The following is a 19,507-nucleotide window of genomic DNA, read 5'->3' as shown; positions in this document are numbered from 1 at the left end:
CACTGCCCATCTTGTTTCTGGAAATAAATTCCGATTTCTGTTGAACGGCACACTAAGCTGTGCCAGCCTTTGGACGCAACAAAAATTTTCGGGTTCGATAAGGGATAGTTCGATGATCAGGGACGCCAGCCTGTTGGAAGCGCTGACGCACACTGTGCAGCGTTTCGTGCGCGAGCGATTGGTGCCGGCAGAAGCGCGGGTCGAAGAAGAAAACGCTATTCCTGCCGAACTCATCGACGAGATGCGCGAACTCGGCCTGTTCGGCCTGTCCATACCGGAAGAGTTCGGCGGGCTCGGCCTGACGATGGAGGAGGAGGTGACCGTGGCGTTCGAGCTCGGCTACACCTCGCCAGCCTTCCGATCGGTGATCGGCACGAACAACGGCATTGGCTCGCAAGGCATCATCGTCGACGGCACGGAGGCCCAGAAAGCATACTGGCTACCGCGCATGGCGACCGGCGAGGTCATCGGTTCCTTCGCATTGACAGAGCCTGACGTCGGTTCGGATGCCGGGTCGGTCAGGACATTGGCCGTCCGCGATGGTGACCACTACGTCCTGAACGGCACTAAGCGCTTCATCACCAATGCTCCCGTCGCCGACGTGTTCACCGTCATGGCACGAACAGGTGGATCGGGACCCAGCGGGGTCTCGGCGTTCCTTGTGCCAAGTAATTCGACGGGAATCAGCCTCGGAGCCATCGACAAGAAGATGGGACAGCGCGGCACGCGCACCTGCGATGTCATTTTCGAGAATTGCCGCGTACCGGCCGACGCCGTCATCGGTGGTGTTGAAGGCCAGGGTTTCAAGACGGCGATGAAGGTTCTCAATCGCGGTCGGCTGCACATCGCCGCGGTCTGCACCGGTGCGGCGCAACGACTCTGCGACGAATCCGTCTCCTTCGCCCGAAACCGCGTGCAATTCGGCAAACCGATCGCCGAGCATCAGCTCATTCAGGCAATGCTTGCCGACAGCGCAACGGAAACCTTCGCAGCCCACTCGATGGTGCTGGAGGCCGCTCGCCGATTCGATACCGGCGAGCGTATCATCCAGCAGGCCGCCAGCGCCAAGCTGTTCTGCTCCGAAATGGTTGGACGCGTTGCCGATCGCGCTGTGCAGATTCATGGCGGCGCCGGATACATGCAGGAATATCCGGTGGAGCACTTCTATCGCGATGTGCGCCTGTTCAGGCTCTACGAAGGCACCTCGCAGATCCAGCAGATCATCATTGCGCGCGAAATGATGAACGCCTGAGGCACCCCATGAGCCGGTTTCTCGGCATTGTCGCGGACGACTTTACGGGTGCGCTCATGGTGGCGGGCTACATCGAAGGTGCTGGGATCTATTGTCCCGTCGTCTTCGATGCGGCCGCCGTCACGTCCGATGCGCCAGTGATCGTCGCCGGCACGCGGACCCGTACCATCCCACGCCCGGACGCCTTGTCCGATCTGGCCCGCATGGCCGACGCCTTCGTCGAAGCCGGCTATGCACGGCTCGCCTATAAGGCCTGCGCATCGTTCGATTCGACCGAAGACGGCAACATCGGACCGGCCGCTGACTACCTCGCGGACCGGCTAGGGTTGCGCCCCGTTCTGATGAGCGCGGGCTTTCCCCGCTACGGCACGACGGTGCATCAGGGCTATCTCTTTTATCGTGGCCGCCTCGTGTCGGAATCGATCAAGCGTTTCGATCCGCTGACTCCGATGCCTGACGCGGATCTCGTGCGGTTCCTGTCGCTGCAGACGCAACATCCGGTCGCACTCGTCAACCACGCCACCCTGCTCAAGGGCGCCGATGTTGTGAGAGAGGCAGTCAATGCCTTTGCGGCGGACAGCGTTGGCCACGTGTTTTTCGACATGACAGACGATGGCGACGTCGACGCCGCTGCCGAACTGGCGTGCTCTCGGCCTAGTGTGGTGGTGGCAAGCGATCCGCTGATCATCGCCTATGCCTGCCGGCTCGCAGCGCCCGCACGTGCGAGACCCGTGCCAGCGCCGCGCCACGCCGAAGGCCCGGCGGCAGTGATAGCCGGCACTGTCGGCCCGGTTATCCTCCGGCAGCTGGATGTGTTTGGCGAGGCCCATCCGGTCCTGACCGTGGACCTTCTCGATCCGCGCGGGCAACAGGCAACGATCGCAGCCGCGCTGGATTGGGCAACACCTCTCGTCGGCGCCAAGCCTTTCGCCATCTCAACGGCGACGGATACGGAAGGCGTGGAACGCGCTCAGCGGGCGCTTGGCGCGCTCGGCGCGGCGCGGCGGGCCGAACACCTGCTTGGCGCAATCTCGCAAGGGCTGCACGACCGGGGCGTCAACCGCTTCATCGTCGCCGGCGGTGAAACCTCAGGCGCGGTCGTCTCGGCCCTGGGCATCGGTTCCGTCCGCGCATTTCCCGAAGGGCCAATCGGCACGGGCTTCTGCGTGGCGGAAGGCCCGCGACCGATCTCGCTCTATCTGAAACCAGGCAAGCTTGGCGGTGAAGACATTCTCCCGAGAGCCCTGGAGCTCATGAAAGCCTAGTCGAAGGAAGCAAACAAATGCAGGCTCCATCTGATCCGCGTGTCGCGCTGGTCGAAGCCACGTTGAAAACCGTCGAGTTGGAGCTCAACAGCGGCACGGCCGGCAATCTGAGCCTCCGCCATGGCGAGGGAATGCTGATCACCCCCACCGGCATCCCGCCCCGGGAGCTCGGCCCGGAGCAGATCGTGGAAATGGACCTCGAGGGAAACTGGGAGGGCCGCTGGAAACCCTCTTCCGAATGGGCGATCCATTCCCGGCTTTATCAGACGACGCCGGCCGGCGCCGTCGTTCATGCCCATCCCGACAATTGCGTGGCCCTGGCAGCACTCAGGCGGCCCATGCCGCCCTTTCACTACATGATCGCGGGCTTCGGCGGAAACGTCATCCCATGCGCGCCTTATGCCTGCTTCGGCACACCGGCGCTTGCCGAGACAGTCGTCGCAGCCATGGGCACGACCTACGCCGCCTGTCTCATGTCGAACCACGGCATCGTGACGACGGGTCGCGATCTTGCTTCGGCGCTCGCGCGGGCTGAAAAGCTCGAGATGCTGGCGCGCCAGTACCTTCTTGCCTGCTCGGCAGGCGAACCGGTGCTGCTGTCAGAGGAAGAGCTGACCGAGGTGCACAGCCGCTACGGCACCTACGGCCAGCAATAGGCCTCAGGCGCTGCGCCAGACTTCGCTGAGGATACGCAGCGCCAGCTCCGGCTTTTCCAGATGGGGCATGTGCCCGCAGCGATCGAAGGCGTGCAGGGCCACGTTGTCGGGCAATCCGCGTGTCGATCCAAAGGGCAGCACGCGGTCCTGGCGCCCGAAGACGATACGGACGATCTGCGACAGCTTGGCGATGTCAGATGCTACCGAGAAGCTCTGCGTCCCATCGGGGAAGAAGCGGTTGGCAAAACCCGTCATGGCCGTCGTCAGACCCCCATCCTTGCGCTGCTGAACGACCGAACGCACGAAGGCGTCTGAAATCGTCGCCGGGTCGTGAACCAACGTTTCCAGCCACGGCCGCAGGCTTTCGGTGCTGCGCGCTCTCAGGATGCCTTCGGTGAACGGGGCATTGATCTCCGGCCCGAGACCGGCGGGAGCGAAAAGGCAAAGGCCGCGTATATCGACCTGGGCCCGCCGAGCGACGCGTGCCGCAAGCGCTGCGCCAAAAGAATGGCCTGCAAGAACCATCGGTCCGATCTTTTCGGCGGCAAGCGTCGCCTCGACCAACTCGGCCATTTCATCCAGATCATCCGGAACGCTGCGCGGAGACTGCCCATGGGCGGGCAAGTCGAGTGCAAGAGCCGGGAACTCGCTGCGCCCGCCCGCAAAGATGCCACGCCAGTTGTTCAGGTCGCCGCTGAAGCCGTGCAACATCACAACCGGCAGCCCTGCGCCCTGACGCAGCCAAACCGCATTGAGAAGCTGGCCACCTCCACGCCCAGGAAGTGAAGGCCGCGTATCCGCATCGCCGGAAGCCGCTGGCGCTGCCGTCGCGACACCTGCAAGTCCGGCCAGAACATCCTTCTTCTGTACCCGCCCATGCGGCCCCGTGCCCTTCAGCCCCTCGAGGTGAATGCCATGCTCCTGCGCAAGGCGGCGAGCGAGCGGTGTCGGGTTGGGACCACGACGCGACGTGGAACGGGCCGGCGCCGCGGCATGCTGTGCGGCGGCGGCCGGCCCGGCGGCCTCCGGTTCCAGTGTCCTGGCCGGAGCCGCAGGCATATCGGCGCCGACCTCGTCCAACGCGAAGATGCGTGCGACTTCGGCGCCTACGTCGACCTCGGTGTCGCCTGCCAAAAGGTTGCGGATGATCCCTGCGCCCGGAGATTCCACCTCCACGGCGGCCTTGTCGTTGTCGATCTCGAAGAGAACCTGTCCTGCGGCAACCGTGTCACCTTCCTTGACGTGCCAGCGTGAAATGCTGCCGCTTGCCATTTCGAGGCTAACCTTGGGGAAGATGACATTGACTGGCATGACAGATCCTTTGGAGCGAAGCCTATTCCGCCGAGGTGTTCCAGGCGGGAGTAGAGACTGGGAAGGGCAAAAGGTCCGGTTGTCCGGCCAGGCTGGCGCGCAGGCGTTGTGTCAGGCGCACCAGCTCGGGGCCAACCGTGTTGCGGGACAGGTCCTTCGGCAGAAGGTCGACGATGCCGCCGCATGTCAGTGCGACCAATGGCGACCCGTCCGTTGGCCGGAAAGCGACGCCGACGGCATTGATGTAGCTGTGCCACGTGCCGAAAACGCTGACGAAGCCGTCCCGCCGGTAGTCCTCGAGCGACTTGTCGATGAGCGCCACCAGCGCGTCCTTGTCCTTTTCGGCCTTCAGCAGCTGCTCCACCACGGAGGCGCGAATGTCCGGATGCATCTCGGCCAGATATGCCAGGCCCATGGCTGTCCGGCAGATCGGAACCCTGGAGCCGATGTTCAGCCGCAGCGTCACCGGCGACATCGACCTGCAATTGGCCAGGTAAACCATCTCCAGCCCGTCGCGCGTGCCTAGCGCCACGGCCGCACCGGTTTTGTCGGCCAGTTCCTGCATAAGCGGCCTGGCCAGATGGATCACCGGATTGGAGCTCAAGGCAGAATAACCGAGCGATATGGTCGCCGGACCAATGCTGTAGCGGCCGAGCGTATCGTCATAGTTGAGATAACCAAGGTTCACGAGCGTGGCCGTCAGGCGCGAGACTGTCGCCTTAGGCAGTCCCGTCCGTTCGAGCAGGTCCTGGTTTCCGAGAGTGCCGTCGTCGGCCGTGAAGGCACGCAGGATCTCAAGCCCGCGCGTCAACGATGCCGCGGGGTTGCTACCTTCGGCAACATCTGCCCCGTCGACCGGTTTTGTCCGCTTACGCATTTTCGACCTCTCCCCAGTGGCGCTGCCATACCAGAGAATCTCGACCGCTCGTTCGGCCACTATTGGAATTTAATTTCATTTATGTTGACGCGCGCTCCGGCTGTTGTCAATATTGTCGTCATACCCGTCGCCCGCATCCGACCGGCGCACGGGGAATCCCGGCAAAAGGATCAGTTCCTTGATACGTTACATACTGCGCCGCCTCATCACTATGCCGTTCTTGGTGCTGGGCATCATCACGCTTGCCTTTCTGCTGACGACCGTGACCAAGGGCGATCCGCTGGCTGCCATCGTCTCTGACAGGCAGATGAATGACCCGGAGGCCGTCGCCGCCGCCAAGGCTCGCTGGGGCCTCGATCGGAGCTTGCCGGAACGATACCTGATCTATGTCCAGAACCTCGTCACCGGCGATATGGGCACGTCGTTCATCACCCGCCGTCCGGTCGCACAGGACGTCATGTTCCGGCTTCCCGCCACGATGGAACTGGTGATCGCCGCCATGATCGTGGGCTCGACGATCGGCATATCGCTCGGCATGCTGGCCGCCTACTACCGAAACACGCCTATCGATCATCTGGCGCGCTTCTTCGCGCTCTTCGGATCCTCGATACCCGTGTTCTGGCTCGGGTTGGCGCTTCTCTACGTATTCTCCGTCAAGTGGGGCATCCTGCCGGGTCCCGGCCGGCTTGATCCGCGCGCCGCACTGCCGCCCCGGGTCACCGGCTTCATGACCATCGACACGTTGCTGGCCGGAAACGTCAAGCTCTTCGCCGATGCCCTGTGGCACCTGATCCTGCCGGCATTCGTGCTTGGCTGGGCTGTGGCGGGCACTATCTCGCGCCTCGTGCGCGCCAATATGCTCGAAGTCCTAGATCGCGAATTCATCCTCACCGCCCGCTCCAAAGGGGCTGGCGAACTGCGCGTCGTCATCCGCCACGCGCTCCGCAACACGCTCGTGCCCACCCTCACCGTCATCGGCTACTCCTTCGCCTACCTGCTGACCGGCGCGGTGCTGACCGAGACCATCTTCTCTTGGCCGGGCATGGGATCCTACGCGGTGGATGCAGCGAGGGGCCTCGACTTCCCTGCCATCATCGGCGTGACCATCGTCGGCGGCGTCGTCTTCCTGGTGACCAACCTCATCACCGACGTCGCCTACGTCATCGCCAACCCACGCGTCCGTCTGGGATAAGACCATGACCGCATTGACACTCTCCTCGCTGAGACGGGCCCACTGGATTTCACTTCCACTGGCGATCGGTTTCGCAATTGTCCTCTTCTGGCTGGCAGTGACCTTTCTCGCGCCGCTTATGACCTCGTACAATCCGCTCGACATGGTGGGTCGTCGGCTGCAGGCGCCGAGCTGGGAACACTGGCTGGGAACCGACGCACTGGGGCGCGATGTGCTCAGCCGCACACTTCATGGCGCGCGGCATTCGCTGCCCATCGCCGTGGTCGTTGTCACCCTTTCGGTAGGGATCGGCGCGGCCCTTGGCGCTATTTCCGGATTTGTCGGCGGCGTGTTCGGATCGGCAATCATGCGGCTGGTCGACGTCACCTTGTCATTCCCGCCGATGCTGCTTGCCATGGCGGTTGCGGCATCGCTCGGGCCCGGCCTCGAGAATGCCACGGTCGCCATGATCATCGTGTGGTGGCCGGTCTATGCCCGCCTCATGCGCGCCCAGGTCCTGGAAGTCCGGGAGCGCGAGCATGTCGAGGCCGCCATCGCCGCCGGCGCAAGCAAGCCGCGTGTGCTGCTCAAGCATATCCTGCCGCTGTGCTGGACGCCTGTGCTTATCAGCGCAACGATGGATCTCGGCCAGGTCATCCTGCTTGCCGCGTCGCTGAGTTTCATCGGTCTTGGTGCCACGCCACCCACTCCCGAATGGGGGTCGATGATCTCCGATGGCGCGTCCCAGTTCTATTCCTGGTGGGTCGCGTTCGGACCGGGCCTTGCCATCCTGACGATCGTGCTCGGCTTCAACTTCATTGGTGACGGTCTGCACGACTATTTCGACCCGAAGTCCAAATGAGGCCCGACATGCAGCAAGAACCGCTCTTCTCCGTGCAAGACCTGCGTGTCTCCTTCGGCCGCCATGGCCACCATTTCGAGGCCGTGCGCGGCATCAGCCTTCACGTCGATCACGGCGAGGTACTGGGCATCGTTGGCGAGTCGGGCTCCGGCAAGTCGGTCGGCATGCTGGCTGCGCTCGGCCTCCAGGCAAAGACGGCACGGGTCCAGGGGTCGGCCAGGTTCAAGGGCCAGGAGCTGGTCGGAATGCCCAGGCGCGAGTTGCGCAAGCTCCGTGGCTCGCGCGTTGCCATGATATTTCAGGATCCGCTTTCATCGCTGAATCCGGTCATGACCGTCGGCGCCCAGATCGCCGAGGCCATCCTCCTGCACCATCCGGAAGTCTCCAAGAAGGCCGCACTCGACCGCGCGGTCGAGCTTCTGGCGCTCGTCGCCATCCCGCAGCCGGACCGCCGCATCCATCAGTACCCACATGAGTTTTCGGGCGGGATGCGCCAGCGCGTCATGATTGCCATGGCGGTAGCGAACGACCCGGACCTTTTGATCGCAGACGAGCCGACCACAGCGCTCGACGTGACCGTCCAAGCCCAGATCATGGATGTCCTGAGCGACCTCCGAAAGCGGCTGAACCTCGGCCTGATCCTCATCACGCATGATCTCGGCGTCCTTGCCGGCCATGCGGACCGCGTTGCCGTCGTCTATTCGGGAGAAGTGGTGGAGCAGGCGAGCATCGACGATCTCTTCGAACGCCCGAGCCATCCCTATACGCGTGGCCTCATCGCCTCCATTCCCGACATGGCCGAGGAAAAGGACCGGCTCTTTTCCATCGAGGGTTCGCCGCCCCCCTTGGGCAAGCTTCCGGGCGGCTGCGCCTTCCATCCGCGCTGCCCGCAGGTGCAGGCCATCTGCCGAACCACTGCGCCCGTGCTGCGGGACTTCGGAGGCCACAGCGCCTCCTGCCACTTCGCCACCCTTCCAACCGAGAGCGCAGCGTGATGCAACAAGCCATTCTCTCCGTTCGAGAACTGACCAAGCGCTTCCCGGTCACGGGCGGCCTCCTGTTCGAGCGGGAAATCGCGCATGTCAACGCGGTCGCGGGCGTATCGTTCGACGTCAATGCGGGTGAGACACTCGGGCTCGTCGGCGAGTCCGGCTGCGGAAAGTCCACCCTCGGCAGGTGCATCCTGAGGCTGATCGAGCCAAGCAGCGGCGAGACACTCTTCCATGGCCAGAACATCAACCTGGCCAATGCCACCGAAATGCGGCGGCTGCGCCGCAACATCCAGCTTGTCTTCCAGGACCCCTACGCCTCGCTCCACCCACGTATGCGGGTGGCCGAAAATATCGCCGAGCCGCTTCGCATCAGCGACCTCAATGCTGCGCAGCGCAAGGTTCGCGTGGCCGAAATGCTGGAACTCGTTCGTCTGAACCCAGAACACGGGCAGCGCTATCCGCACGAACTCTCGGGCGGCCAGCGCCAACGTGTGGTCATCGCCCGCGCACTTGCACTGAAGCCGGAACTGCTGGTCCTCGACGAACCCGTATCGGCGCTCGACGTGTCAGTGCAGGCCGGCGTGCTCAATCTGCTCAAGGACATCCAGCGCGAGATGGGCACGGCCTATGTGTTCATCGCCCATGACCTGTCGGTCGTGCAGCACATCTCGCACCGGGTGGCGGTGATGTATCTCGGAAAGATCGTCGAGATCGCACCCAAGTCGCTCCTCTATGGGGCGCCAATGCACCCGTACACCCAGGCGTTGATGTCGGCGGTTCCGCTTGCCAACCCGAAGCTGGAGAGGACACGCTCGCGCATCGTGCTCAAGGGCGATCTGCCGAGCCCCCTCAATCCACCGTCGGGCTGTCGCTTTCGCACACGCTGCCCCATGGCACAGCCCATCTGCGCGCAGGAGGAGCCCCCCCTCGCCGACCATGGCGGCGGGCACTCGGTAGCCTGCCACTTCCCCAATGCAATCGACACTGGTTTGTCGGCCCGCGCCTGACGCGGAGCCGGGAGGACGACATGACTGAACAAAAGCTGCCACTCGAAGGCATACGCGTGCTCGACCTGACCCGCGTCCTGGCCGGACCATGGACCACCATGAGCCTTGCTGATCTGGGCGCAGAGGTCTGGAAGATCGAGAACATCAAGGGTGGTGACGACACGCGCGCCTGGTCGGTGCCCAACTACAAGGGCGTCAGCACCTATTATCTGTGCGCCAACCGCGGCAAGCAGAGCATCGCGCTCGACCTCAAGGCATCGGAGGGACGGCAGATCGTGCTCGATCTGGCGGCAAAGGCCGATGTGATCGTCGAGAATTTTCGCGCCGGCACCGTGGACCGGCTTGGTATCGGCTATGAGGACATCCGGAAGATCAACCCGGGCGTGGTCTATTGCTCGATCTCCGGCTACGGCCAGTCCGGTCCCGAGCGGGATCGGCCGGGCTACGACTTCATCATGCAGGCGGAAAGCGGCCTGATGTCGATCACCGGCCAGGAAGACGGCCCGCCGAGCCGCCTGGGCGTTGCCTTCACCGACGTGGTCGCCGGCATGATTGCAACCCAGTCGATCCTCGCTGCGCTCTACCAGCGGCGCGACACGGGGACCGGGCAGTACATCGATGTCGCGCTGCTCGACGCTACGCTCAACATGCTGATCAATGTCGGAACCGGCTATCTGAATGCTGGCGTCGAGCCGACGCGATTTGGCAATGCCCACCCGACCGTCGTGCCATATCAGGTCTTCGATACGGCCGATGGTGTCTTTGCACTGGCCGTCGGCAACGACCGCATGTTCATCGATTTCTGCGAGCAAGTGATCGGTAGACCGGAGCTTGCCCGCGATCCCCGCTTCGTCACCTCGCACCAGCGGGCGGTGCACCGGGACGAATTGCTGCCGACGTTGGCAGACCAGATGCGCGAAAACACCTGCGCCTATTGGATCGACGCCTGCCGCAAGGCAAGTGTTCCTGCAGGCCAGGTGAAAACAGTCGCCGAAGCGCTGGAGAGCCCAAGCGTGGTGGAGCGCGGCGTCGTCGAGCAACTCGAACACGCCGAGCTTGGCCCGATCTCGCTCATCCGCGCCGCGCATGGCCTCACCGCGCAGCGTTCGCATAAGGCAAAGGCTCCGCCCCTGCTTGGAGAGGACACGCGCGACGTCCTGCGCGATGTCCTTGGCCTGGAGGACTACCATATCGACAAGCTTGCGGCCTCGGGGGCGATCGCCTGTCGCGAAGCCGGTACCTTTGTGCCCGTCGAACCGGCGGGAGCAACCGCATGAGCGTGCATGTCGAGCAGCGCAGCGGGATTGCGATCGTCACCATCGACAATCCGCCGGTCAACGCAATCAACCTGGCCGTCCGCACGAAGCTTTTGGCCCTGGCCGACGAGTTCGACGCCGACAGCAGGGTCCGCGCTGTCGTACTGACGGGAGCAGGAAAGCTTTTCGTTGGCGGGGCCGACATCACTGAATTCGACCGCCCGGTCGAGCCGCCTTCCTTGCCCGACCTGATCGGACGGATCGAGAGTGCCGCAAAACCCTGGATCGCAGCGATACGCGGCGCGGCCTTCGGCGGCGGGCTGGAAGTGCCGCTCGGCTGCCGCATGCGGGTCGCAACCGAGGACGCGAAATTCGCACTGCCCGAGGTCAATCTCGGCATCATCCCCGGCGCGGGTGGGACGCAGCGCCTGCCGCGGCTGATCGGCATCGAAACAGCACTCCGCGTGGCCGCGGAAAATCTGCAGCTTGATGGCGTACGCGCGGCCGAACTCGGTCTTGTCGATCGCCTTGTCCGGGAGCCGCTTGTCGATGCCGCCGTCGACTTCGCACTCGAGGCTCTTGAAAGCCCCTTGCCGGAACCGGCCTCGCGCCGTCCCATGGTCGCCGCCGATCCAGCGACCTGGGAGGAAGCCGGACAACGCATCCGCCGATCCGCTCGTGGCGCATCCGCCCCGTTGCTGGCACTCGATGCCTTGCGCTTTGGCGTCGAGAACGGCTTCGACGCTGGACTTGCCAATGAACGCTCGATCTTCCTGAAGCTGCGCGCCAGCGAAGAAGCGGCAGCGTTGCGCCACCTGTTCTTCGCCGAACGCGCCGCACCACGCCCCGCAGACCTGCGCGGCACAGCGCCGCTCCCTCTGGCGAGCGCTGGTGTCGTAGGTGGCGGCACAATGGGCGTGGGCATTGCTGCGGCTCTGCGCAATGCCGGCATCCCGGTCGTTCTGGTCGAGCGCGACCAGCAGAGCCTCGAACGGGGCCTGGCAGCCTTGAAAGCGATCTTCGAGGCGGCGCGGAAGAAGGCGAGTCTGACCGACGAGGAAGCTGAAGCCCGGATGCAAGACGTCACCGGCGCGGTCGGCTATGAAGCGTTTGCCCGTTGCGACCTTGTCATCGAGGCAGTGTTCGAAGACGTTGCCATCAAGCGCGAGGTCTTTGCCTCGCTCGGGCGCATCTGCCGGGCAGATGCCATTCTGGCGACCAACACCTCCTACATCGACCCGAGGCAGATTGCCGAAGGCCTGCCTGATCCCGGCCGGTTCATCGGCCTGCACTTCTTCAGCCCCGCGCAGGTGATGAAGCTTCTCGAGATCGTGCCGACGCCGGAGACCCGGCCTGACGTCGTCGCCACCAGTTTCGAGCTCGCCCGCAGACTGGGAAAGGTTCCGGTGCGTTCCGGCATCTGCGACGGGTTCATCGGCAACCGCATCCTGCGCCGTTATCGTGCCGAAGCGGAGGCGCTGCTCCGCGACGGCGTCGCCCCTGCAGCCGTCGACGCCGCCATGCGCGGCTTCGGCTATGCGATGGGACCGTTCGAAATGCAGGATATGGCAGGGCTCGACATCTCCTTTATGCATCGCGAGGCGGCGCGCGCCCGCGGCGAGCAGATCGCCGAAACACCAGGAGACCTTCTGGTCCGCGCCGGGCGAAAAGGCCAGAAAAGCGGCGGCGGCTGGTACGACTACGCGCCTGGCGAGCGTTCGCCCGTTCCCTCGCAGGAGGCCGCGCGCATCATCGCCCCGCTTGTCGGTGCGCCGATCGAGATTGCTGCCGATCGCATCGTCTCGCGTCTGATCGCTGCCATGGCGTCGGAAGGCCAGGCCATCCTGGACGAAGGCATCGCTGCCTCGCCGGCCGATATCGATCTTGTCGAGGTGCATGGGTACGGCTTCCCGCGCAAGCGCGGCGGTCCGATGTTCCTCACCAAACGCCAGACCTCTTGAACGTGACGAAAGACAATCGGATGATCACCTACCCCGATACACTGCTGTTCATCGACGGAACCTGGCAGCCTTCTGCCAGCGGCCGTAAGATCCCAGTCATCAATCCCGCGACCGCACAGCCGATCGGCACTGTCGCCTGGGCCGACAGGAGCGATCTCGACGCAGCACTTGAAGCCGCCAGCAAGGGTTTCGCCATCTGGAGCAAGACCTCGGCTTTCGATCGGGCGAAGGTCATGCGCCGCGCCGCCGAGATTCTTCGCAGCCGCGTCGACGACATCGCGGTCATGCTGACCCTGGAACAGGGCAAGCCGCTGTCACAAGCGCGGTTCGAGACACTCTCAGCCGCCGACATCATCGACTGGTTTGCCGGCGAGGCACAGCGCACATATGGGCAGGTCATCCCGTCGCGTGCGCCCGATGTCGTGCAGATGACGCTGAAGCTGCCGGTCGGCCCGGTCGCTGCCTTCACGCCGTGGAACTTCCCGCTCAATCAGGTGGTGCGCAAACTTTCGGCCGCCATTGCCGCTGGTTGCTCGATCATCGTCAAGGCGCCTGAGGAAACCCCGGCTTCGCCGGCGGCGCTGATCCGCGCCTTCGCTGACGCCGGGATTCCGGCGGGTGTCGTCAACCTTGTCTACGGCGTGCCATCGGAGATTTCCGAGTACCTGATCCCGCATCCTGTCATCCGCAAGATCAGCTTCACCGGATCGACTCCTATAGGCAAGCAACTCTCGGCACTCGCTGGCCTGCACATGAAGCGCGCCACGATGGAACTGGGCGGTCATGCGCCGGTCATCGTCGCCGAGGATGCCGATCTCGAGCTTGCGACAAGCCTGATGGTGCAGAACAAGTTCCGAAATGCCGGCCAGGTCTGCGTTTCACCGACGCGCTTCCTCGTGCATGAGAAAATCGCAGATGCCTTCATCGACGGCTTCACCGCGGGTGCCAAGGCGATCCGTGTCGGCAACGGCCTCGACCCCGACGTCGATATGGGACCGCTCGCCAACGACCGGCGCATCCCCGCACTGGAAGGCCTGATAGCTGACGCCGTCTCACGCGGCAGCCGCCTGACGACAGGCGGCCGTCGCATCGGCAACGAGGGCTGGTTCTTCGAACCGACAGTGCTCGCCGACGTGCCGGTTGATGCGCGCATCATGAACGAGGAGCCGTTCGGCCCCGTGGCGGTCATCAACCGCTTTGCGACGCTGGACGCGGCGATTGCCGAAGCCAATCGCCTGCCCTTCGGCCTGGCCGCCTTCGCCTTCACCCAGAGCAGCGCCACCGAAACACGCATCAGCAACGAGGTGGAGGCCGGCATGACCAGCATCAATCACCTGGGCCTTGCCCTGCCTGAGGTTCCCTTCGGCGGCGTCAAGGATTCCGGCCATGGCACCGAAGGCGGCTCGGAGGCGATCGAGGCCTATCTCGATACAAGGCTGATCACCCGCAAGGGATGATCGCTTGAGGGAGGATGGCCATGCGCATCACCAACATCCGCACCTATGCGATCAGCTACGCTGACAGCAATGACTTCGGCCGCATCAAGGCGACGGTGCTCGTTCGCGTTACCGCCGCTGGCGGCGCGGTTGGATGGGGTGAGGGCGTGACGCTTGCGCCGGAAGCGGCGCGAGCCACGAAGGTCCTTGTCGACGAGGGCTTCGCCCCGCTTCTTCTGGAGGCTGGGGACATCGGCGTCGAAGACACCTGGAACCGCATGCGCGCCCATTGCTGGTGGTATGGCGAAGGTGGCCTTGCCACCATCGCCTACTCGGCGATCGACATGGCGCTTTGGGATATCGACGGCAAGGAGCGCGGCCTGCCGCTCCATGCCCTTTTGGGCGGCCGCCTGCAGGAGAGCCTGCCGGCCTATGCCAGCAGCCACGTCAACAAGGCGACGCTGGACGAGAACATCGCCGAGGTCGTCGGCTTCAAGGATGCGGGCTATGCCGGCTGCAAGCTTGGGATCGGCAAGAAAGGCCTCTCTGATATCGGCAAGAACCCGGAGCAGGATGTCCTGTTCGTCAAGCTGCTGCGCGAGGCGGTCGGCCCTGACTTCCCGATCCTGATGGATGCCGGCAACGGCGTCGTCTGGGATCGCGAAACGGCAATCCGCACCGTCAGCCGCATGGCCGAGCACGAGATCGGCTGGATCGAGGAACCATTCTATCCGACCCGCATCGACGACTACCGCGCCTTGAAGGCTGCCCTGTCGGTTCCGATCGCAAGTGGCGAGCGTGAGTACACCGTGACCGGCTATCGCGACCTGATCGCGACCGGGACAGTCGATATTGTCGGCGTCGATCCGGCGCGCTCGGAAGGCATTACCGGCTTCCGCAAGGTCGATGCGATCTGCTCGCAGACAGGCACCGTCATGAACGCCCACGCCTGGAGCACCGCAGTGCTTACCGCGGCAAGTCTCCACCTGTCGCTCGCTTCGCCCAACACGAAACTGTTCGAGCTCAAGCCATTTGCGGTCTCTGTGCAGACGGATCTGGTCGATGAGCCGATCGGATACGCAGCCGGCGCGGTGCGCGCATCGGAACGGCCTGGCCTTGGCATCGAGGTTCGGCAGGACATCGTCGAAAAATTGGAAATGCACTGACGCGTCCACGGCCCCGTTCAAAGACGTGCACTGGGAGATCACCCTGACATGCAGATCACCGGCAAGACCGCGATCGTTCTGATGCTTGCCGATCCGGTCGACCACATCAGGGGCACCTTGCTGATAAACGACCAATTCGCCGCCCTTGGCCTCGATGCAGTGATCGCTCCAATCCATGTCCATCCGGGTGATCTTGCCCAATGTCTCGATGCCGTCAGGCTGATGCACAATGTGCGCGGGCTCGGCATCACCATTCCGCACAAGATTGCGGCCGTTCCCCTCATGGACGAGCTGAGCCCCTCCGCCCGGCGGCTGGGCGCTGTCAACTTCATCCGCCGCAACCCCGACGGTACGCTGGCCGGCACCAACACGGACGGTATCGGCTTCGTTACCGGGCTCGCGGTCAACGGCGTCGAGCTTAACGGCAAACGCGCGCTTGTCGTCGGCGTGGGCGGCGTCGGCCGCGCCATTGCGTTGGCGCTGGTGGACAAGGGGTTGCAGGAACTTGTGCTCGCCAATCGCGACGCGGCCAAGGCGGAAGCCCTGGCGCGCGAGATCGCCGAACTCGCGCCCGCCTGCCGCGTTCGCGTGGTGGAGGCGCACGGTCCGGACGCGCTTGACGGTATCGACCTGGTCGTCAACGCCACGTCGCTGGGCATGCGGCAGGGCGATCCGCTGCCGCTGTCGCTCGACCGGTTGAGCCAGGAAACCGTTGTTGCCGAGGTCATCGTCAACCCGGCCATGACGCCACTTCTGGAGGCCGCCACCGCACGCGGCTGCAAAATCGTCGGCGGCGCCGAAATGCTCAAGCCGCAGCCCCGTCTCGTAGCCGAGTTCTTCGGGCTCATTCAATGAAGCTGGACCTCGACGGTCCGGCAATCGCCAAGAAAAGGGAACACCATGCAGATCACCGGCGAAACCGACCTCTTCTTCATCGTTGGCTCACCCGTCCGGCACTTCCGCGCGCCGATCATGTTCAACGATTACTTTGCCTCGAAGGGGCATAATTTCAGCTGTGCTGGCCTGCATGTCCAGCCGGATGACCTGGCGGCCACATTTGAGCTGGTGCGCAAGACCGACAATATCAAAGGGCTCTGCATCACCATCCCGCACAAGATCAATGCCGTGCCGCTGGTCGATCGGCTGACCGACGTCGGCAAGCGCATCGGCTCCGTCAATTTCGTTCGCCGCGAGACCGACGGCAGCCTCACCGGCCATAACATCGACGGCCAGGGCTTCATGCGCGGGCTGGTGAACAACAACTTCGATCCCAAGGGGGCTGACGTGGTGCAGGTCGGTGTCGGCGGTGTCGGTCGCGCCATCGCCTTCTCGCTGGCGGCCTCTGGAATCGGCCGCCTGACGCTCATCAATCGCGATCCGCTGAAGGCCCAGCGCCTCGCCACGGAAATCCACGATGCAACGGGCGTGACCGTCGTGGCGCTCGATGCTGGTGAGAACCCTGACCTCTCGCGCGCCACGCTGCTCGTAAACGCCACATCTGTCGGCATGGTCGGCAACATCGCGCTCCCCCTCGATATCGCCGGCCTCACGGCCGCCACCACCGTGGCGGATGTCGTCCTCAAGCCCGACGAGACGGAACTGCTCGCAGCCGCCCGCGCCCTTGGCTGCAGATGCGTGCCCGGCACGGCGATGCTGAAGCCCCAGATCGAGCTGTGTGAGGAGTTTCTCTACGGCGAAGCACCGCAAGCAGGAGGCTGACATGGCAACGACCGAGAACCTGATCGCGCGACGAGACCGCCTTCTCGGTCCGAACATGCGGCTGTTCTACAGTGATCCGGTCCATCTCGTGCGCGGGCGCGGGGCCCGCGTCTGGGACGCCTCAGGCCGCGAATACATCGACGCCTACAACAATGTCCCTCACGTAGGCCATTGCCATCCCGCTGTCGTCGAGGCGATCGCGCGGCAGGCAGCCAACCTGAATACCCATACTCGCTACCTGCACGAGGGCATCCTGGACTATGTCGAACGCCTCGTCGCAACGCTTGACGATACCATTACAAGCGCGACCATGGTCTGCACCGGCTCCGAGGCAAACGACATCGCCTTGCGCATGGCCCAGGCGCTGAGCGGCAAGACCGGGGTCATCGCGACCGACAACACCTACCACGGCAATACCTCGGCGGTTTCCCAGCTCTCGACGATGATCCCGCCGATCGGAGGGTTCGGTGGCCACGTGCGTCATGTGCCGGCACCTGACAGCTATCGGCCGCTGGGCGGCGTGGCGGGCGACTTGCATGCAGCAGCGTTCGCACGAGCTGTGGAAAGTGCCTGTATCTCGTTGAACGAGAGCGGCCACGGCGTTTCGGCGATGATCCTTTGCCCGGCCTTCGTCAATGAAGGTTTCCCAGATCTGGCGCCAGGCTTTCTCGATCAGGCAATCACAGTCGTTCGTGCCCATGGTGGCATCGTCATTGCCGACGAGGTCCAGGCCGGCTTTGGTCGACTTGGCACGCATTTCTGGGGTCATGAACGCATGGGCTTCGTCCCCGACGTCGTCACCATGGGCAAGCCGATGGGCAACGGCCATCCGGTCGCGGCAGTGGCTGCCTCCTACGAGACCATGGCCGCTTTCCGCCAGGCCTTCCGCTACTTCAATACATTTGGCGGCAACCCGGTCTCCTCAGCTGCTGCAAGCGCCGTGCTCGACGTTCTGGCCGCCGAAAACCTGCCCGCCAGAGCAGCGGAGACTGGCGAATACATGCGCACAAACCTCAGGCGGATGGGGGAAAAGCACCAGGTCATCGGCGATGTCCGCGGCTCTGGGCTCGCAATCGGCGTCGAGCTCGTCAGCGATCGAGAAGGGCGCACGCCTCGTCCTGCCGCAGGCGTGGTCGACGCCATGCGACGCGAAGGCATTTTGATGGGCATGAATGGCATCCATGGCAACGTGCTGAAAATTCGGCCGCCATTGGCATTCGACAGGTCGGATGCGGAAACGCTGCTGGAAACCCTCGACCATATCCTTGAGCGCATAGCATGACCGATGACCTGCAGCGTCTTGCCCAGGTGGCAGCTTTGGCGTGGCCGCAAATCACCGGGCGGCCGACACTCGTGATGCAGCGCGAGAACGTCGTTTTCCGCGTCGAGACCACAGAAGGTGAGTGTGCATTGCGACTTCACCGACCGGGTTATCGCAGTCCCGCAGAACTACAGTCGGAACTGACCTGGATGGCAATGCTGGCAGCTGAGGGCATGGACGTCCCTGCCCCACTGCGCACCGCCGATGGACGTCTTCTCGTGGAAGGCACACGGGCCGCGAGCCTCCTGCGCTGGCTGCCAGGTACGCCGCTAGGCCATACCGACGAGCCATTGGCGATCACCGGTATGAGGCGGACAACGCTTTTCCACGCAATCGGGCGTGCGATGGCCACGGTGCACGACCTTTCGGACCGCTGGAACTTGCCCTCGGGGTTTTCCAGGCCCTCCTGGGATCGGGAAGGACTGGTCGGCGAAGCGCCGTTGTGGGGGCGTTTTTGGGAAGCAGAGATTTCCCAAGAGGATCAGGTGCTCTTTCGGCGCGTCCGCGACCACGCGCGCAATATCCTGTCCAAATCGGAGGCTGATTTCGGCCTGATCCACGCGGATCTCGTGCGCGAAAACGTGCTCGTGGACGGCGATAATGTCCGATTCATCGACTTCGACGACAGCGGCTTTGGCTACCGCATCTTCGATCTTGCGACCGCCCTGTTGAAGAACCTCGACGAGCCCGACTACCACGACCTTCAGGCTGCACTTTGCGACGGCTACTCCACGCGCCGACCTTTGCCGGACATCGAGCTGCTGCCGATTTTTCTGGTGCTGCGCAGCCTGACCTATGTTGGCTGGGCAGCGACGAGAATGTCCGAACCGGCGATTGCCCGGCGCATGCCTTCATACCTGGCCACCTGCCGTAAACTGATCAGAACCGTGCTGCCGGACCTTGCCGACCCCAGATACTGAGCAAAAGCACTCGCGGCTCAAAGCGATCGACTGCCATCTGCGTCAGCTGGGCTCAACGTCTCCATCGAAGGAGACGAGAGCGTGCCTGGAGCGCCCCTCGGTGCTCCAGGCCGTGTCACCTGATCGCCGCCAAGTGTACCCCGCTAGGTATTGCGCCAGCTTCGGGCACTGTACCAACGAACAGCGAACCGGACCCTGCTGGGGCTGATCCACATACATACGATCTTATTGAAAATATTGGCGCACCCGACAGGATTCGAACCTGTGACCTCTGCCTTCGGAGGGCAGCGCTCTATCCAGCTGAGCTACGGGTGCTCGTCCACGGCGGGCCGCGA

Annotated in this window: 17 protein-coding genes and 1 tRNA gene; 15 read left to right on the top strand and 3 right to left on the bottom strand. The window is 63.8% G+C overall.

Going from position 1 to position 19,507, the window contains the following annotated elements; genetic code table 11:
• The first annotated feature begins 112 nt into the window (after nucleotides 1–112).
• The 3 genes from NDO48_RS25580 to NDO48_RS25570 are packed head-to-tail and all read left to right on the top strand — an operon-like array spanning nucleotide 113 to nucleotide 3,173.
• On the top strand, nucleotides 113–1,252 hold the full coding sequence (locus NDO48_RS25580) for an acyl-CoA dehydrogenase family protein (RefSeq protein WP_018425812.1): 1,140 nt from the start codon (nucleotides 113–115) through the stop codon (nucleotides 1,250–1,252).
• 8 nt (nucleotides 1,253–1,260) lie between these two features.
• Nucleotides 1,261–2,517, top strand: coding sequence for a four-carbon acid sugar kinase family protein (locus NDO48_RS25575; protein ID WP_018425811.1), 1,257 nt, complete (start codon nucleotides 1,261–1,263; stop codon nucleotides 2,515–2,517).
• 17 nt (nucleotides 2,518–2,534) lie between these two features.
• Nucleotides 2,535–3,173 carry a class II aldolase/adducin family protein gene (locus NDO48_RS25570; RefSeq protein WP_018425810.1) on the top strand — a complete coding sequence of 213 codons (639 nt, stop codon included), beginning with the start codon at nucleotides 2,535–2,537 and terminating at the stop codon, nucleotides 3,171–3,173.
• A 3-nt stretch (nucleotides 3,174–3,176) separates the two neighbouring features.
• Here the strand turns inward: NDO48_RS25570 and NDO48_RS25565 are convergent, their stop codons facing one another.
• Both NDO48_RS25565 and NDO48_RS25560 read right to left on the bottom strand, forming a co-directional pair.
• Nucleotides 3,177–4,484: an acetoin dehydrogenase dihydrolipoyllysine-residue acetyltransferase subunit gene (locus tag NDO48_RS25565; RefSeq protein WP_018425809.1), complete on the bottom strand. Its 1,308-nt coding sequence runs from the start codon at nucleotides 4,482–4,484 to the stop codon at nucleotides 3,177–3,179.
• A 22-nt stretch (nucleotides 4,485–4,506) separates the two neighbouring features.
• Nucleotides 4,507–5,361, bottom strand: a complete 855-nt coding sequence (locus NDO48_RS25560) for an IclR family transcriptional regulator (RefSeq protein ID WP_051091880.1) — start codon at nucleotides 5,359–5,361, stop codon at nucleotides 4,507–4,509.
• Between the two features lie 178 nt (nucleotides 5,362–5,539).
• Here NDO48_RS25560 and NDO48_RS25555 point away from each other — a divergent pair, with 178 nt between their 5' ends.
• Genes NDO48_RS25555 through NDO48_RS25500 form a run of 12 tightly spaced genes read left to right on the top strand, consistent with a single transcriptional unit; the run spans nucleotide 5,540 to nucleotide 19,172 of the window.
• Entirely contained in the window at nucleotides 5,540–6,553 is a 1,014-nt protein-coding gene (locus NDO48_RS25555) for an ABC transporter permease (RefSeq protein WP_085941079.1), read from the top strand.
• 4 nt (nucleotides 6,554–6,557) lie between these two features.
• Nucleotides 6,558–7,394: an ABC transporter permease gene (locus NDO48_RS25550; RefSeq protein WP_018425806.1), complete on the top strand. Its 837-nt coding sequence runs from the start codon at nucleotides 6,558–6,560 to the stop codon at nucleotides 7,392–7,394.
• Between the two features lie 8 nt (nucleotides 7,395–7,402).
• A complete protein-coding gene (locus NDO48_RS25545; protein WP_245262102.1) occupies nucleotides 7,403–8,389 on the top strand; it encodes an ABC transporter ATP-binding protein in 987 nt (328 codons plus the stop codon).
• Nucleotides 8,389–9,393, top strand: coding sequence for an ABC transporter ATP-binding protein (locus tag NDO48_RS25540; RefSeq protein ID WP_018425804.1), 1,005 nt, complete (start codon nucleotides 8,389–8,391; stop codon nucleotides 9,391–9,393). Before NDO48_RS25545 ends, NDO48_RS25540 begins: the two co-directional genes overlap by 1 nt.
• A gap of 20 nt (nucleotides 9,394–9,413) precedes the next feature.
• Nucleotides 9,414–10,670: a CaiB/BaiF CoA transferase family protein gene (locus tag NDO48_RS25535; protein WP_051091879.1), complete on the top strand. Its 1,257-nt coding sequence runs from the start codon at nucleotides 9,414–9,416 to the stop codon at nucleotides 10,668–10,670.
• Entirely contained in the window at nucleotides 10,667–12,610 is a 1,944-nt protein-coding gene (locus tag NDO48_RS25530; RefSeq protein ID WP_267322648.1) for a 3-hydroxyacyl-CoA dehydrogenase NAD-binding domain-containing protein, read from the top strand. The genes NDO48_RS25535 and NDO48_RS25530 overlap by 4 nt, the downstream gene beginning before the upstream one ends.
• 20 nt (nucleotides 12,611–12,630) lie before the next feature.
• Nucleotides 12,631–14,067 (top strand): NAD-dependent succinate-semialdehyde dehydrogenase, encoded by a 1,437-nt coding sequence (locus NDO48_RS25525; protein WP_018425801.1) that lies wholly within the window; start codon nucleotides 12,631–12,633, stop codon nucleotides 14,065–14,067.
• A 20-nt stretch (nucleotides 14,068–14,087) separates the two neighbouring features.
• Nucleotides 14,088–15,212, top strand: coding sequence for a mandelate racemase/muconate lactonizing enzyme family protein (locus NDO48_RS25520; protein WP_267322647.1), 1,125 nt, complete (start codon nucleotides 14,088–14,090; stop codon nucleotides 15,210–15,212).
• A gap of 48 nt (nucleotides 15,213–15,260) precedes the next feature.
• The gene (locus tag NDO48_RS25515) at nucleotides 15,261–16,067 is read left to right on the top strand and encodes a shikimate dehydrogenase family protein (RefSeq protein ID WP_267322646.1); all 807 of its coding nucleotides are present in this window, start codon (nucleotides 15,261–15,263) and stop codon (nucleotides 16,065–16,067) included.
• Nucleotides 16,068–16,112: 45 nt separating this feature from the next.
• A complete protein-coding gene (locus tag NDO48_RS25510; protein ID WP_026226756.1) occupies nucleotides 16,113–16,931 on the top strand; it encodes a shikimate dehydrogenase family protein in 819 nt (272 codons plus the stop codon).
• Between the two features lies 1 nt (nucleotide 16,932).
• Nucleotides 16,933–18,213 carry an aspartate aminotransferase family protein gene (locus NDO48_RS25505; RefSeq protein ID WP_267322645.1) on the top strand — a complete coding sequence of 427 codons (1,281 nt, stop codon included), beginning with the start codon at nucleotides 16,933–16,935 and terminating at the stop codon, nucleotides 18,211–18,213.
• The gene (locus tag NDO48_RS25500; protein WP_267322644.1) at nucleotides 18,210–19,172 is read left to right on the top strand and encodes a homoserine kinase; all 963 of its coding nucleotides are present in this window, start codon (nucleotides 18,210–18,212) and stop codon (nucleotides 19,170–19,172) included. The genes NDO48_RS25505 and NDO48_RS25500 overlap by 4 nt, the downstream gene beginning before the upstream one ends.
• A gap of 238 nt (nucleotides 19,173–19,410) precedes the next feature.
• Here the strand turns inward: NDO48_RS25500 and NDO48_RS25495 are convergent.
• Nucleotides 19,411–19,487, bottom strand: a tRNA-Arg gene (locus NDO48_RS25495).
• Nucleotides 19,488–19,507 lie beyond the last annotated feature (20 nt).

Origin of the sequence: Aminobacter sp. MET-1, from assembly GCF_026521175.1 — a bacterium.
In the GTDB taxonomy this organism is placed as follows: Bacteria; Pseudomonadota; Alphaproteobacteria; order Rhizobiales; family Rhizobiaceae; genus Aminobacter.
This window is presented reverse-complemented; position numbering and strand designations above follow the sequence as displayed.

Coding starts and splice junctions, on each gene's coding strand:
- NDO48_RS25520 (WP_267322647.1), top strand. CDS start 14,088: ATGCGCATCACCAACATCCGCACCTATGCGATCAGCTACGCTGACAGC.
- NDO48_RS25545 (WP_245262102.1), top strand. CDS start 7,403: ATGCAGCAAGAACCGCTCTTCTCCGTGCAAGACCTGCGTGTCTCCTTC.
- NDO48_RS25535 (WP_051091879.1), top strand. CDS start 9,414: ATGACTGAACAAAAGCTGCCACTCGAAGGCATACGCGTGCTCGACCTG.
- NDO48_RS25530 (WP_267322648.1), top strand. CDS start 10,667: ATGAGCGTGCATGTCGAGCAGCGCAGCGGGATTGCGATCGTCACCATC.
- NDO48_RS25580 (WP_018425812.1), top strand. CDS start 113: ATGATCAGGGACGCCAGCCTGTTGGAAGCGCTGACGCACACTGTGCAG.
- NDO48_RS25570 (WP_018425810.1), top strand. CDS start 2,535: ATGCAGGCTCCATCTGATCCGCGTGTCGCGCTGGTCGAAGCCACGTTG.
- NDO48_RS25550 (WP_018425806.1), top strand. CDS start 6,558: ATGACCGCATTGACACTCTCCTCGCTGAGACGGGCCCACTGGATTTCA.
- NDO48_RS25540 (WP_018425804.1), top strand. CDS start 8,389: ATGCAACAAGCCATTCTCTCCGTTCGAGAACTGACCAAGCGCTTCCCG.
- NDO48_RS25565 (WP_018425809.1), bottom strand. CDS start 4,484: ATGCCAGTCAATGTCATCTTCCCCAAGGTTAGCCTCGAAATGGCAAGC.
- NDO48_RS25500 (WP_267322644.1), top strand. CDS start 18,210: ATGACCGATGACCTGCAGCGTCTTGCCCAGGTGGCAGCTTTGGCGTGG.
- NDO48_RS25515 (WP_267322646.1), top strand. CDS start 15,261: ATGCAGATCACCGGCAAGACCGCGATCGTTCTGATGCTTGCCGATCCG.
- NDO48_RS25575 (WP_018425811.1), top strand. CDS start 1,261: ATGAGCCGGTTTCTCGGCATTGTCGCGGACGACTTTACGGGTGCGCTC.
- NDO48_RS25560 (WP_051091880.1), bottom strand. CDS start 5,361: ATGCGTAAGCGGACAAAACCGGTCGACGGGGCAGATGTTGCCGAAGGT.
- NDO48_RS25505 (WP_267322645.1), top strand. CDS start 16,933: ATGGCAACGACCGAGAACCTGATCGCGCGACGAGACCGCCTTCTCGGT.
- NDO48_RS25510 (WP_026226756.1), top strand. CDS start 16,113: ATGCAGATCACCGGCGAAACCGACCTCTTCTTCATCGTTGGCTCACCC.
- NDO48_RS25525 (WP_018425801.1), top strand. CDS start 12,631: ATGATCACCTACCCCGATACACTGCTGTTCATCGACGGAACCTGGCAG.